Below are 13,506 nucleotides of genomic sequence, written 5' to 3' on the forward strand. Positions count from 1 at the left end.
GCGCTCAGGCGGGGCTAGAGGAGCTTGCCGGGATTCATGATGCCGCTGGGGTCGAACACCTGCTTGATGGCGCGCATCAGCCGCAGTTCGAGCGGGTCCTTGAGCGCCAGGAAGGCGTCGCGCTTGAGCTGGCCGATGCCGTGCTCGGCGCTGATGCTGCCGTCGTAGCGCGCCACTTCGTCCATCACCTCGTCGCTGACCGGCTTGCCTTCGCCGAGCGCCCATTTGGGGTCGGCTCCCAGCGGGCGCGACAGGTTGTAGTGCAGGTTGCCGTCGCCGAAATGGCCGAAGATGAACGGGCGGATGCCGGGGTGCCGGGCCTGCAGCCGGGCCTCCATCGACGCCATGAAGTCGGGAATCCGCTCGATCGGCAGCGATACGTCGTGCTTCAGGTGCAGGCCGTCGGCGCGCTGGGCCTCGGAAATCTCCTCGCGCAGCCGCCACAGGCCCTGCAACTGGGCCAGCGACGCCGACACCGCCGCGTCCAGGCACAGCCCCTGTTCCAGCGCCTCGCCAATCACCGATTCCAGCAGCGCGTTGAGCACGTCTTCCGACGCCGTATCGGCGATTTCCAGCAGCACATAGGCCGGAAAGCGCTCGGCAAACGGCGCCTGGACGTTTTCGGCATGGGTCAGCACGAGGTCCAGGCAGGCACCGGTGAAGAACTCGTAGGCCTGCAGCCGCGCCCCGCAGCGCGCGAACAGCAGCGAATAGAGTTCCAGCGCCTGCCGCGACGACTCCACGGCGGCCAGCACCACGGCGCGGGAATCGGCGCGCGGCGACAGGCGCAGCGCGGCGGCCGTGATGATGCCCAGCGTGCCTTCCGATCCGATCAGCAGTTGCTTGAGGTCGTAGCCGGTGTTGTCCTTGCGCAGCGTGCGCAGCCCGTGAAAGATCTCGCCGTTCGGCAGCACCGCTTCCACGCCCAGCACCAGTTCGCGCGTCATGCCGTAGCGCACGACGTTGACGCCGCCGGCGTTGGTCGCCAGATTGCCGCCGATCTGGCACGAATCCTCGGCCGCCAGCGACAGCGGGAACAGCCGGTCGTTTTCCTCGGCGGCGCGGCGCAGGTTGCCCAGGATGCAGCCGGCTTCGGCCACCATCGTGTTGGCAATCGTGTCAATCGAGCGAATCTTGTCCATGCGGTCCAGGCTGATCACGACGTTGGCCTGGCTGGCGTCGGGCGCGGCCCCGCCGCACAGGCCGGTATTGCCGCCGCGCGGCACCACCGGGACGCCGGCCTGCTGGCACAGCGCCAGCGCCTGGGCCACCTGTTCGGTACTGCGCGGGCGCACCACGGCCTGCGCCTGGCCCTTGTAGAGGCCGCGCCAGTCGGACAGCCAGGGCGCCACGGCGTCAGCGGCGGTGGCGACGATTTCGGGACCGAGGGCCTCGGTCAGGCGCTGGGCGAAGGGCGTGATGGACATCGTATTGCCTCTGAAACGGTAGGGAGACGGGGATTCAGGACTGGCGCAGCGGCAAGCCCAGGCGGCCGGCCGCGTTGCGCAGGTGTTCGGTGGCGCGCTGGCGGGCCAGATCGGCGTCGCGGGCGCGGATGGCGTCGAAGATCGCCACGTGTTCGCCGTGGACCCGGCCCGGCAGCCCCGGCTGGCGGCTGGAATTGACGCGGGCGGTCCGCACGGCCTGGTGGAGCTGCAGGTTCATGTACTGCAGCAACTGCTGGTAATAGGGATTGTGGGTCGCGGTGGCGATGGCGATATGGAACTGGATGTCGGGCTCCACGCCAAGCTCGGCATCGTCCAGCCGCGCGGCAATGGCATCGAGCAGGGCGCCCATGCGCTGGAGGTCGGCGTCGGTCCGGTGGCGGGCCGCCATGGCTGCCGCCGCGCTCTCCAGGTCGATCCGCAACTCGAAGATGGCCGCCAGGTCCGTTGCATCGGCATGGCCGGCCAGCCGGAATCCGCTGTCGCTGACACGCGAGCGGACGGTACTGCCCAGCCCCTGCCGGCTCTCGATCATGCCCTGCGACCGCAGATGCTCGGTCACCTCGCGGATCACGGCCGCGCTGACGCCGTAACGCTCGGCAAGCTGCTTGCCGGTAGGCAGCCGGGCGCCGACGGGAAACGTGCCGTCGGCAATCTCGCCACGCAGCTGCTGGATGACGCGCTCGGTCAGGGTGATAGGCCGTGTCTGCATAGGCCAGCACCTTACGCTTTTCTGGTTATATGAAAACTAGGGGTAAACGCTTAGATCGAAGGAGGGCGCCAAGGCGGGCGGCGCGCTCAGAGCTTGCCTTCCAGCGATTTCCGTTCGCGCCACATCTCCTGCACGAATGGGTCGGTGATGCCGTACAGGCCGTGGCCCTTGCGCATGATGAGGTTGGTGGCCATCAGTTCGTTGACCACGGGCTGGGCCTCCTCGACCTTGACCTCGCGCCCGATGGCCTGGGAGTAGGCGGCGGCCGCGTCAGCCGAGAACAGGCCCCGGGCGTCGCCCTTGGCCGTGGCGATGCGGTCGAAGATGGCCGTTGCCAGGCCGCCCAACTGTTCCAGCTTCATCAGTTCGATATCGGCGGCGGCCGAGCGCAGCGTGTTGGCGATGACCGGCAGGTGCTCGTCGGGATTGCTGCCGTCGGGCAGGTGGAAATGCAGCTGGCGCAACGCCTTGATCATCTCCTCGGGCCGGTTGCCGAGCGTGTGGAACGCCTGGATGGCCACGTCGAGCGATGGCAGGGACGTAAAGCCCTCGGCGGCCAGCCGTTCCAGCAGGTAGGCCACGTAATCCTCGTCCAGCACCGGGTAGGCCACCGACGTGGCGCCCGTGAACGCCTGGTTGCGCCGGGCCGTCAGTTCGCCGACCAGCGCGCGGTGGGACCCGGTGCCGACGAACAGGAAGTGCCCGGGGGTGTCGGGCCGGGGATTGATCGCGTCGCGCGCCGCCTTCAGCGCCAGCAGCATCTGGTTGCCTTCCTCGGACGTAATCGCGTGCTGGACTTCGTCGACGATCAGCACGACGTCGGTGCGGCCCTGGTCCACCACTTCGGACAGCGCCTGCGCCAGCGTGGCGCCGCCGGGCTCGCCCAGGTTTTCCAGCTTGAAGCCGAACTTGAAGCTGAAGGCGCCCACGTCGATGCCGGCCACCCGCTTGAGCTTGCGCCGGGCCGCCGCCGGCGGCGACTCCAGGGCTTCGAGCTTCTTGCGCACCGCGTCGCGGATCAGCGTGGCGGGGCTGCGCTGGGTGTCGCTCCACAGGTCGACATAGATCACGATGGCGCCCAGGTCTTCCAGCGCCGGGATCAGGTCGTTCAGCAGGAACGTGGTCTTGCCGATCCGGCGCAGGCCAGAAAGGAACAGCCCGGACCGCAGGCCCTCGTCCAGCACGCTGGGGTAGAGCAACTGGCGCGCCATCTGGCTGGCCAGCTCGGGGCGCTTGTAGACGTAGCTCATCGGGTTTAGGTGGAATTATGAATTTCCAATAATTATAGGGAATCCATAAAACGAAGTAAAAGCCGGCGTGGAGACAAATCCTAGTCAAAGTGGATGACAGTACACGTGAGCGTCATGCCGCCGTGGCAGAATCGCCAGATTCCAGCTTCGGGCGCCTTTCCATAGGCGATTTGCCATGCAGATGTCGCAAGCCATTCCGATCCTCCGCATCTTCTCGGAGGACAAGGCAAGGGAGTTCTACGTGGACTTTCTGGGCTTCAAGCTCGACTGGGAGCACCGGTTCGGCGACAACTTTCCGCTCTACGCGCAGGTCTCGCGTTCGGGGCTGGTGCTGCATCTGAGCGAGCACCATGGCGACGCCACGCCCGGTTCGGCGATCTTCATCCCGATCGACGACGTGGACGCGCTGCACGCCGAACTGACCGCGCGCGCGTATCGCTACGCCAAGCCCGGCGTGGAGGATGCCGGCTGGGGGCGGCAGTTGCAGGTCAAGGACCCGTTCGGCAACCGGCTCTGCTTCTGCCAGCAGACCGAGGCGTAGCGCAAGCTGCCGGGCTCAGGTTGCCTGCTGGGCGGACGCCTGGACGGGCACGCCGGGCTGGACATCGTCGAGCCGCACGTCGCGCAACTGCGCGGTGGCCTTGGCGATGGCGCGCGACAGCCGCGCGATCTCGTTCAGGTGCTCGATCATGTCGTTGGCCAGCCGGAAATTGGCCACATCGTCGTGGCTGCTTAGCTGCAGCTCGGCCATGATGCCCTGGCGCGCCGCCATCGCCATGGCTTCCAGCGCCGGCTTGGCGGCGACGATGCGCTGCACGGTGTCGGCGGACGGATGCGCGACGGTGTCCACGGCCTGCGCAAGCTGGTCCAGCACGGAAGCGGCAAAGGCCATGGCGTCGGCGTTGCGCCAGCGGCCGGCATCGGCGCTGTGCGACAGGCGCCGCTGGCTCAGCGCCAGCATGCTCGTGGTGGCCACCTCGCGCGTGGCATCGAGCGTGGCCGCGATGCGCGCCAGGTCCACCAGTTGGCGGCTCTCGTCCTCGCTGCCGTTGCCTTCCGACAGCCGGCCGATATAGCCGATGACCGCGGTGCTCAGCGCTTCGGCGGCCTGGTCCTGGCCGGCCATCGCCACGATGTCCTGTGCGGTGCCCTCCACGGCGATCTCGGCGCTGCGGCGCACCAGCCCGTGCACCTGCCGGCCCAGGCTGGCCAGTTCGAGCTGCACGCGGGCGATGCCCAGCGCCGGCATGTCCAGCAGCGTGTCGTCGAGGTAGCGGGGCACGGCCGGGTCCTGCGCGGTCGTGCGCGTGGACGGCGCGATGCGCTCGGCCAGCCGGCCGATGGGCCCGGTGAACCAGATCAGCACCGTCGTGCTGAACACGCTGAAGATGGTATGGGCGTTGGCGGCCTGGCGCGGCGTCTCGGCCGCCAGCCGCGCGGCGCCCGTCAGTTCCGGCGCCGACGGCGACACCAGCCGCACGAGGTCCGCAAACTGCGGGATCAGGAAGGCGAAGAACAGCACGCCCAGCACGTTGAACAGCAGATGGACGACGCCGACCTGCGTGGCTTCCGCGTTCTTGCCGATGGCGGCCAGCAACGCCGTGCCGCAGGTGCCGACGTTGGCGCCCAGGATCAGCGCGATGCCCGATTCCAGCGGGATCAGCCCCTGGCTGCCCAGCGCGATCACGATGGCCAGCGTGGCGGCCGAACTCTGCACGATGGCCGTAAACAGCGCGCCAATCAGGATGCCCAGCGCCGGGTTGCGCATGTCCTGCATCGCCGCGATGAACGGCTCGTAGTTGCGCAGCGGCCGCGTGGCATCGCCCATGAACTCGATGCCGAGGAACAGCAGGCCCAGGCCCAGCAGCACGCCGCCCAGCTGGCGCAGCAGTTCCTGCCGGGCAAAGGCGTGCAGCAGGAACCCGAAGCCCAGCAGGAACGGCGTGACCGCCGAGATATTGAACGCGATGATCTGCGCGGTCAGCGTGGAGCCGATGTTGGCGCCCATGATCACCGGGATCGACTGGCCCAGCGTCATCAGGCCGGCCGATACGAAGCCGACCAGCAGCACCGTGGTGATCGTGGAGGAATTGAGCAGGGCGGTGATGCCCGCGCCCGCCAGCACGCCGCGCAGGCGGCTGGCCGTGAGCGTGCCGAGCAGCGATTGCAGCCGCGCGCCGGCAATCGCCTTGAGCCCGCCCGTCATGCATTCCAGGCCGTAGAGGAAGAGGGCCAGCCCGCCGGTCAGCAGGCCCACGATTTCGAGCAGGTTCAGCGAGGCAGCGGACTGCATGGCATGGGGACCTATCGGGAGGGCGAGGCTGCCATTGTATGCCGCACGCCGGCGGATACAATGCACTCCTTCGCCCCCGCCCGACACCGCCATGCGCCGCGCCGCCGCCCTCCGAATCCCGCTCCGCCTTGCCGTGACAACCCTGGCCACCCTGGCCACCTTTGCCGCTACCGCCGCCGGTGGGCCGGCCTGGGGCGCCGATGCCGGGGCTGACCCCATCCGCGCGACGGTCGACGCCGCCGTCCGGCCGGTCATGGCCAAGTACGACGTGCCGGGCATGGCCGTGGCCGTCACGCAGGGCGGCCAGCATCGGGTGTTCAACTACGGCCTGGCATCGCGCCAGGGCACCCGGCCGGTCACCGACGCCACGCTGTTCGAGATCGGATCGGTCAGCAAGACGTTCACGGCCACGCTGGGCGCCTATGCGCAGGCGCGCGGCGTGCTGTCGCTGGCCGACAAGGCCAGTCGGCACATGCCCGCGCTGGCCGGCAGCGCCTTCGATGGCATCAGCCTGCTGGAACTGGGCACCTATTCGGCCGGCGGCCTGCCGCTGCAGGTGCCCGATGCCATCAATACGCTGCCGCAGATGGTGGACTGGCTGCGGCAGTGGCAGCCAGACTTCGCGCCCGGCACCCGGCGGCGCTATTCGAACGTGAGCATCGGCCTGTTCGGCCATGCCGCCGCGCAGGCGCTGGGCATGCCGTTTGGCGACGCCATGGCCGGGCAGTTGCTGCCGAAGCTGGGGCTGTCGCATACCTGGATCGACGTGCCGCGCGCCCGCATGGGCGACTACGCCTGGGGCTACAAGGGCGACAAGCCGGTGCGGGCGTCGCCGGGCGTGTTCGACGGGCAGGCGTATGGCATCCGGACCACGGCGGCGGACATGATCCGCTTTGTCGAACTGAACATCGACGGCCAGTCGGTGGCGGACCCGGCCGTGCGGCAGGCGCTGGCGACCACGCACGCGGGCTATTTCCGCGTGGGGCCGATGACGCAGGGGCTGGGCTGGGAGCGCTATGGCTGGCCGGTGACGCTGGACGACCTGCTGGCTGGCAACGACGCCCGGATGGTGCGCGACGCGCAGCCCGTGCAGCGCATCGACCCGCCCGAGCCGGCGGCGGCCGACGTCCTGCTCAACAAGACCGGGTCGACCAATGGCTTCGGCACCTATGTGGCCTACGTGCCCGGCCGCCGCATCGGCGTGGTGCTGCTGGCCAACCGCAACGTGCCGATCCCGGCGCGGGTGACGGCGGCCTACGCCATCCTCCAGGCGCTCGACCGCGCCGGCGCCCCGGCCACCCGCTGAACACCGTCCGCCCAAAAAAAGACCCGCCTGAGGGGATCAGGCGGGTTTGCAGGGGGAGGTTAAACAGGACGGGTCAGGTCCTGCGATGAAGCTTAGAGTGAGGCACACGCAGTCGATGTAGGCGTTTGTCTGATTTTGTATTTCTAGCATTTTGACCGCAACTTAATCGACCGAATGCAGCCAGTGCATGGTCGTTTCATGGTTGGGCCGCTGGCGTTTTGCCGATCTCCCGGCTACGATGTTGTTATGCAACTGGTTGCATAACAACACACCGAGGAGACCCGCATGGAAGTTCACGGCCTGATTCCCGCCGCGCAGCAGACCCTGGCCGCCTGGCACGGCCTGCTGGCGCGCAATGCGATGGAGGAACTGGACCCGCTGCTGTCGGACCAGATCGTCTTCCGCTCCCCGGTGGCGCACAGCCCGTATCCGGGGCGGGCCGCCATCAAGCTGGTGCTGAAGACCGTCAATACCGTGTTCCAGGATTTCACGTACCACCGCGCGTTTGCGTCCACCGACGGCCGCAGCGTGGTGCTGGAATTCAGCGCCACGGTCAGCGGCAAGGCGCTAAAGGGTATCGACATGCTGCGCTTCGACGATGCCGGCCGGATCGAGGAATTCGAGGTGATGGTGCGCCCGCTGTCGGGCCTGCAGGCGCTGGGCGAGGCGATGGGCGCGCGGCTGGCCGGGCAGAAGGCCGTGCTGGCCGGCGCTGGCTGATGGCTTGGGCCGTCAGAGCGACAGGTGGACGACGCGCTGCGACGGGTCGTCCGGGCAGGGCGTATCGGCAAAGCCCAGCCGATGCGCCAGCCGCCGCATGCCGGTGTTCGATGCCAGCACGTAGCCTTCGATGGTGCCGAACCCGGCGGCGCGCGCGAATTCGATCAGCGTTTGCAGCAGCACCCGGCCCAGCCCGGTGCCTTGCCAGCCGTCGAGCACGGTAACGGCAAACTCGCAGGCGTCGCGGCCCGGCAGCGCCACGTAGCGAGCGCCGCCAACCAGATGGGCCCCCACGCCGTCCGTGCCGTCCACGGCGGCCAGCGTGCATTCGCGGCCCGGCTCCGGGTGAACCACGTCGTCCAGCAGGGCGTCCGGCAGGTCCTTGATCGCGGCCATGAAGCGCGTGTAGCGCGAATCCTCGGACAGCGCGTGGAAGGCTTCGAGCACGCCGGCCTTGTCGTCCTCGCGGATCTGGCGCACGACGATCACCTGCCCGTTGCGCAGGATTACCTGCATCGGCAGATAGGGCACGGTCGGCGTGTGTGAAACGGTGGCTTGCGGCATGGCAGGGCCCGCGGATTGAGGTCCTGTCATGGTAGGCAACGGGGCAGGGAAGGGCAAAGGGCGCCGCGTACCGCTGCGGCGCCCCTGGGGCACAAGACGCGTCCGGCTACGTCACTTGCGCAGGTCGAAGCGGTCCAGGTCCATCACCTTGGACCAAGCGGCGACGAAGTCCGTATAGAACTTGTCGGCGCCGTCGTCGCTGGCATAGACCTCCGACAGCGCGCGCAGTTGCGCGTGCGAGCCGAAGACCAGATCCACGCGCGAGCCCGTCCACTTGACCGCGCCGGTCTTGCGGTCGGCGCCTTCGAACACGTCGCGCGACAGCGGCGTCCATTCCAGCGACATGTCGAGCAGGTTGCGGAAGAAGTCGTTGGTCAGCGTCTCGGGCCGGTCCGTCAGCACGCCGTGCGCATCCTTGCCGTGATGGACGTTGAGCACCCGCAGCCCGCCGATCAGCACCGTCATCTCGGGCGCGGTCAGCGTCAGCAACTGGGCGCGGTCGATCATCATGTGCTCGGCCGGCACGCGCACGCGCGGGTTGATGTAGTTGCGGAACGCGTCGGCGGTGGGCTCCATCGCGCCCATCGACTTCACGTCGGTCTTCTCCTGCGACGCATCCATGCGGCCCGGCGAGAACGGTACCTTCAGCATCTTGCCCGCCTTCTCGGCCGCCTTCTCGATGGCCGCGCCGCCCGCCAGCACGATCAGGTCCGCCATCGAGACCTGCTTGCCGCCCGATTGTGACCCGTTGAAGTCTTTCTGGATGCCCGCCAGCGTTTCCAGCACCTTGGCCAGCTTGTCCGGCTCGTTGACGGCCCAGTCCTTCTGCGGGGCCAGCCGGATCCGGCCGCCGTTGGCGCCGCCGCGCTTGTCCGAGCCGCGGAACGTCGACGCGGCCGCCCAGGCGGTCTTGACCAGTTCCCCGATCGACAGCCCCGCAGCCAGCACTTTCTGCTTGAGCGCGGCAATGTCGTTGTCGTCGACCAGCGGGTGGTCCACCTTCGGGATCGGGTCCTGCCAGAGCAGTTCCTCCTGCGGGACTTCCGGGCCCAGGTAGCGCTCGATGGGCCCCATGTCGCGATGGGTCAGCTTGAACCACGCGCGGGCGAAGGCATCGGCAAACGCCTGCGGGTCGTCCTTGAAGCGGCGCGAGATCTTCTCGTAGATCGGGTCGAAGCGCAGCGACAGGTCCGTGGTCAGCATGGTCGGCTTGAGCTTCTTCGACGGGTCGTATGCGTGCGGCACCGTCTCGGGCGCGTCCTTGGCCACCCACTGGTTGGCGCCGGCCGGGCTCTTGGTCAGCTCGTACTCGAAATTGAACAGGTTTTCCCAGAAGCCCTGGCCCCACTGCGTGGGCGTGTTGCTCCACGTCACTTCCAGGCCGCTGGTGATGGTGTCCGGGCCCTTGCCGGTGCCGAACTGGTTGCGCCAGCCAAAGCCCTGCAGTTCCAGGTCGGCCGCCTCGGGCTCGGGGCCGACATTGCTGGCCGCCGCGGCGCCATGGGTCTTGCCGAAGGTGTGGCCGCCGGCGATCAGCGCCACGGTTTCCTCGTCGTCCATCGCCATGCGGCCGAACGTATCGCGGATGTCATAGGCCGCCGCGAGCGGGTCTGGGTTGCCGTCCGGGCCTTCCGGATTGACGTAGATCAGGCCCATCTGGACGGCGCCGAGCGGGTTCTCCAGGTTGCGGCCGGGATCGGTGCGGCTCACTTCCTCGCCGTGCTTCTCGGCATCGGCGACCAGCACGCCGCCATCGTCGTCATTGCCCGCCGCGCCCTTGCCGTAGCGTACGTCGCCGCCCAGCCAGGTCTTCTCGTTGCCCCAGTAGACGTCCTGATCCGGTTCCCAGGTGTCCTCGCGCCCGCCACCGTAGCCAAAGGTCTTGAAGCCCATCGTTTCCAGCGCCACGTTGCCGGCCAGGATCATCAGGTCCGCCCAGGAAATCTTCTGGCCGTACTTCTGCTTGACCGGCCAGAGCAGCCGGCGCGCCTTGTCCAGGCTGACGTTGTCCGGCCAGCTGTTGAGCGGTGCAAAGCGCTGCTGGCCGCGGCCGCCACCCCCGCGGCCGTCGCCGATGCGGTAGGTGCCGGCGCTGTGCCAGGCCATCCGGATGAACAGCGGGCCATAGTGGCCAAAGTCGGCCGGCCACCAGTCCTGCGAGTCGGTCATCACGTCGGCCAGGTCCTTCTTCAGCGCGGCGAAGTCGAGGCTCTTGAAGGCCTCGGCGTAGTTGAAACCCTTCTCCAGCGGATTGGATTTGTCCGAGTGCTGGCTGAGCAAGTCCAGCCTGAGCTGCTTCGGCCACCAGTCCGCATTGGTGGTGCCGCCGCCCGCGGCATGGTTGAAGGGACACTTTTCGTTAGACATGCTCTCTCCTTTGGGGGAACCATCGGTAGTTCTAGTCTTTCTCGCGTCAACACTTCCACGCGGCCCTGCGTTGGTCAGGTCCTGTCGCACGAGAAATATAGGCGAGAGCCCATGGCAAAAACATGAGAGCTTTGCAATCGCCGCGATAGGGCAACGCTATGACGCGAAAGGCATCGCGATTCGGGTTAGCCCGACCTGATCCCCCCGGTGCATGACCTATAGTTGCGGTACTCAGAACGACAGCGCCACGCGCGCGGAGGGTGCGATCATGACCATGTCAGTCAGGCTCGCGAGATGCCTGAGCCGCAACGAAAGCCATTTCGACACGGTCAGGCGCCCCGGCGACATCCGCGAAGTGGCCCCGTCCACGGCGCCTGCCGTGCCCCAGGACCGCCTGGCGCGCACTGTCCTGTTCGAGGACGAACGCGGCTACCTGACCGCCGTCATCCCCGCCAGCCACCACCTGAAACTGGCCGAGCTGCGCAGGCAGACCGGCCGCGAACTGGGCCGGGCCCACGCGGAAGGGGTGCGCGAGGTGTTCCGCGACTGCGATCCGCGCGCGCTGCCACCAGTCGGCATGGCCTATGGCACGCAAACGTGGATCGACGAAAGCCTGCTGGCGCACGACGACGTCTATTTCGAATCGGGTGACCGCGACGCGCTGGTGCACATGCGCGTCGACGACTTCGCTCGGCTCATGGCGGACGCGAGGCGAGGGCGGTTTGCCCATCGTGTGATGTAGCGCGGGCGGTGGCCCCGCGACGGGCCGCGCCATGGGACCAAGGTCCAATGGCGCGGCCGGCTTGCGTCTATTCCACGGGCTCCAGGTCGCCCGGTTTCCACGTCTTGTCGAACCACGGCTCCAGCGGCCCGTACAGCCGCAGGATCACCTGCCAGCTCTTGCCCGGCCGCGTCTGCACCCAGTTCGACGCCTGGCCCGGCGGCGCCTTCGGGCCGAACCAGATCGTATAAGAGCCATCGGGGCCCGCCTTCAGGCCCTTGCTGTGGCTGTCGATGCCGGCCGCCTTCTGGTCGGTTTCGAGCATCGAGCGGGTCTGCGCGTCGTAGACCGTGAACGACCAGAACTGCCGGGCCGGCACGGGGCCGGGCAGGGTGATCCGGTAGGTCTTGCCGCCGTCCAGGTAGGTCCCGCGCGCGTCGCGCACGGCGAATGCGTAGGCCGAGCCAGTACCGGGCTTGGCGGCCGCCATGGCCGGCGTGATGCCGGTGGCGGCGTAGTGGAACAGCGTGCGGGCGTCGAGCATCCGCTCGCCGTGATCCAGGAACTGGTAGCTGTTGCCGATGAAGCCGTTGCCCCATTGGCGGTCCGGGAAGAACTTGAGCCGCGGGTCGCGCGACGCGAACAGGATGGCCCGCGCCGACGCATTGCCCACCGCCACGGCATCCACCAGCAGCGCCTTCATGCGGGCATCGGGCCGGAACGGCTGGCCTTTCTTGATGCCGATCGAGGCAAACAGGCCGACGATCTCCGGATCGAATGCGTCGGCTGGCTCGTGCTGGATGACCGCGTCGATTTCCTCGAAGAAACGGAAATCGTTGGCATGGATCGTGTTGAATTTCTTGCCCGACAGGTTCACGAACTTCGTCGGCGGCGGCTTGGCGGCGGCCGCCAGCGGATAGACGCGGGCGCGATCCTTGACCAGCTTCACGGCCGCGGCCACGTCGTCGTGCTCGACAAACACGCGGCACAGGATCCAGTTGATATAGGTGGGCGATCTGGTGATGAAGTAGCCGCTGTCCGGCAGCGGGCCCTTGTAGTCGGGCGGCACGAACAGGTACTTGCCGCCTTTGCCCTGGTCCGGGCCGGTCAGCCCGACGTCGGTCACGAAGCGGAAATAGGCATCGTCCACCGGCCCCAGTGCGTTGGGCGGGATTTCCACCACCACCGGGCCGTCCTTGAGATCGATGCAGAAGAAGTTGTAGACCGTTGTGGCGTTGGGCGTCAGGAACAGCGACCGGGCGTCCATCAGGTTCTCGGTGATGCCGATGGCCTGGTTCGGCGTGACGCCGGCCTCGCGCAGCCCGGTGCACATGGCCTGCAGCGAAGCGGCCGGGATGCCGGACAGGAACGCCTGGATGCCGCGCGAGAAATCAAGCTGGTCGTAGACCTTCTGGACCGTGGCGTCGTTGGGCAGGCCATCGAAGAACTCCAGCGGCCCGATCCGCGTGTCCACGCGGGACGGCGTCACGATATCGGGCGGCACGCTGGCCGCGTAGCGCGGTGCCTGCGCCAGGGCTGGCAACGACACCAGCCAGATCAGGGCGCCGATGAACAACAGACGTGTCGACATACGTTTCCTTTGCTGCAATGAATGGCCCATGCAGCATAAGGCGCCAGCGTCGCCGCGGATCGGGGTGCCGTATTGAATGTTTTCGGGGGCTGCGTTAAGTGGCTGGGATGGGGTTGGCGGCAGGCAGGTGTCCGAGGAACAATCTATCTTATGTTAAATGAAAGATGGACAAGGACAGCCGACTCTGGTTTTCCCGCACTGTCAGTCGAAAGACGCAAAACTATGTTTGATCGCGACGTAAATACGTGTCCGAATGCTCTTCGGCTCATACGCGCCAAAACAAACATACTTTTTCATTTGCATCCCTTACTGCCCACAGTTTTGTTATCGGCCGAATGCCTTCGACCCGTGCGATGATGTCCAACGCATACGTGCCGCAGGAGTTTACATGGCCGCTCAAGAAGATGGGCTAAGCATCTCACCGTTTCCTTCTTCCCTGAGGGATCTCCGAACTCTATGCCAACCAGGGCATCCTTGCGATCCCGTCGATCGCGCTTTACATGATGGCGCGTATCAGGAGCTGGGGACTGTACTGCA

The 13,506-nt window shown here is 67.3% G+C and carries 11 protein-coding genes; 4 read left to right on the forward strand and 7 right to left on the reverse strand.

The annotated features are described in order from the left end of the window. Positions 1-14: 14 nt before the first annotated feature. The 3 genes from QTN24_RS09325 to QTN24_RS09335 form a co-directional block, all read right to left on the reverse strand. On the reverse strand, positions 15-1,427 hold the full coding sequence (locus QTN24_RS09325) for an FAD-binding oxidoreductase (protein ID WP_313836634.1): 1,413 nt from the start codon (positions 1,425-1,427) through the stop codon (positions 15-17). Positions 1,428-1,461: 34 nt separating this feature from the next. Further along, the gene (locus tag QTN24_RS09330; protein WP_124684281.1) at positions 1,462-2,157 is read right to left on the reverse strand and encodes a FadR/GntR family transcriptional regulator; all 696 of its coding nucleotides are present in this window, start codon (positions 2,155-2,157) and stop codon (positions 1,462-1,464) included. Between the two features lie 86 nt (positions 2,158-2,243). After that, positions 2,244-3,407, reverse strand: a complete 1,164-nt coding sequence (locus QTN24_RS09335) for an ATP-binding protein (RefSeq protein ID WP_313836636.1) — start codon at positions 3,405-3,407, stop codon at positions 2,244-2,246. Positions 3,408-3,582: 175 nt separating this feature from the next. Here QTN24_RS09335 and QTN24_RS09340 point away from each other — a divergent pair, with 175 nt between their 5' ends. Beyond that, on the forward strand, positions 3,583-3,948 hold the full coding sequence (locus tag QTN24_RS09340) for a glyoxalase superfamily protein (protein WP_124684279.1): 366 nt from the start codon (positions 3,583-3,585) through the stop codon (positions 3,946-3,948). Positions 3,949-3,963: 15 nt separating this feature from the next. On the opposite strand, the gene QTN24_RS09345 is transcribed toward QTN24_RS09340, so the two are convergent. Then, positions 3,964-5,700 carry a Na/Pi cotransporter family protein gene (locus QTN24_RS09345; RefSeq protein WP_124684278.1) on the reverse strand — a complete coding sequence of 579 codons (1,737 nt, stop codon included), beginning with the start codon at positions 5,698-5,700 and terminating at the stop codon, positions 3,964-3,966. Positions 5,701-5,791: 91 nt separating this feature from the next. On the opposite strand from QTN24_RS09345, the gene ampC reads away from it, so the two are divergent. Further along, entirely contained in the window at positions 5,792-7,006 is a 1,215-nt protein-coding gene (gene ampC, locus QTN24_RS09350; protein WP_409558996.1) for a class C beta-lactamase, read from the forward strand. Between the two features lie 285 nt (positions 7,007-7,291). Continuing rightward, positions 7,292-7,726, forward strand: coding sequence for a nuclear transport factor 2 family protein (locus QTN24_RS09355; RefSeq protein ID WP_313836642.1), 435 nt, complete (start codon positions 7,292-7,294; stop codon positions 7,724-7,726). A 12-nt stretch (positions 7,727-7,738) separates the two neighbouring features. Here the strand turns inward: QTN24_RS09355 and QTN24_RS09360 are convergent, their stop codons facing one another. Both QTN24_RS09360 and katG read right to left on the reverse strand, forming a co-directional pair. Continuing rightward, positions 7,739-8,290, reverse strand: coding sequence for a GNAT family N-acetyltransferase (locus QTN24_RS09360; RefSeq protein WP_313836644.1), 552 nt, complete (start codon positions 8,288-8,290; stop codon positions 7,739-7,741). A 111-nt stretch (positions 8,291-8,401) separates the two neighbouring features. Continuing rightward, positions 8,402-10,657, reverse strand: a complete 2,256-nt coding sequence (katG, locus tag QTN24_RS09365) for a catalase/peroxidase HPI (RefSeq protein ID WP_313836646.1) — start codon at positions 10,655-10,657, stop codon at positions 8,402-8,404. Between the two features lie 268 nt (positions 10,658-10,925). Here katG and QTN24_RS09370 point away from each other — a divergent pair, with 268 nt between their 5' ends. Next, the gene (locus tag QTN24_RS09370) at positions 10,926-11,399 is read left to right on the forward strand and encodes a YbaK/EbsC family protein (protein ID WP_313836648.1); all 474 of its coding nucleotides are present in this window, start codon (positions 10,926-10,928) and stop codon (positions 11,397-11,399) included. Positions 11,400-11,466: 67 nt separating this feature from the next. On the opposite strand, the gene QTN24_RS09375 is transcribed toward QTN24_RS09370, so the two are convergent. Then, positions 11,467-12,969 (reverse strand): DUF1254 domain-containing protein, encoded by a 1,503-nt coding sequence (locus tag QTN24_RS09375; RefSeq protein WP_313836650.1) that lies wholly within the window; start codon positions 12,967-12,969, stop codon positions 11,467-11,469. Between the last annotated feature and the right edge of the window lie 537 nt (positions 12,970-13,506).

The sequence above is a fragment of the Cupriavidus sp. SZY C1 genome, from assembly GCF_032190535.1.
GTDB classification, from domain to species: Bacteria; Pseudomonadota; Gammaproteobacteria; order Burkholderiales; family Burkholderiaceae; genus Cupriavidus; species Cupriavidus pauculus_C.

Coding starts and splice junctions, on each gene's coding strand:
- QTN24_RS09325 (WP_313836634.1), bottom strand. CDS start 1,427: ATGTCCATCACGCCCTTCGCCCAGCGCCTGACCGAGGCCCTCGGTCCC.
- QTN24_RS09330 (WP_124684281.1), bottom strand. CDS start 2,157: ATGCAGACACGGCCTATCACCCTGACCGAGCGCGTCATCCAGCAGCTG.
- QTN24_RS09335 (WP_313836636.1), bottom strand. CDS start 3,407: ATGAGCTACGTCTACAAGCGCCCCGAGCTGGCCAGCCAGATGGCGCGC.
- QTN24_RS09340 (WP_124684279.1), top strand. CDS start 3,583: ATGCAGATGTCGCAAGCCATTCCGATCCTCCGCATCTTCTCGGAGGAC.
- QTN24_RS09345 (WP_124684278.1), bottom strand. CDS start 5,700: ATGCAGTCCGCTGCCTCGCTGAACCTGCTCGAAATCGTGGGCCTGCTG.
- ampC (WP_409558996.1), top strand. CDS start 5,792: ATGCGCCGCGCCGCCGCCCTCCGAATCCCGCTCCGCCTTGCCGTGACA.
- QTN24_RS09355 (WP_313836642.1), top strand. CDS start 7,292: ATGGAAGTTCACGGCCTGATTCCCGCCGCGCAGCAGACCCTGGCCGCC.
- QTN24_RS09360 (WP_313836644.1), bottom strand. CDS start 8,290: ATGCCGCAAGCCACCGTTTCACACACGCCGACCGTGCCCTATCTGCCG.
- katG (WP_313836646.1), bottom strand. CDS start 10,657: ATGTCTAACGAAAAGTGTCCCTTCAACCATGCCGCGGGCGGCGGCACC.
- QTN24_RS09370 (WP_313836648.1), top strand. CDS start 10,926: ATGACCATGTCAGTCAGGCTCGCGAGATGCCTGAGCCGCAACGAAAGC.
- QTN24_RS09375 (WP_313836650.1), bottom strand. CDS start 12,969: ATGTCGACACGTCTGTTGTTCATCGGCGCCCTGATCTGGCTGGTGTCG.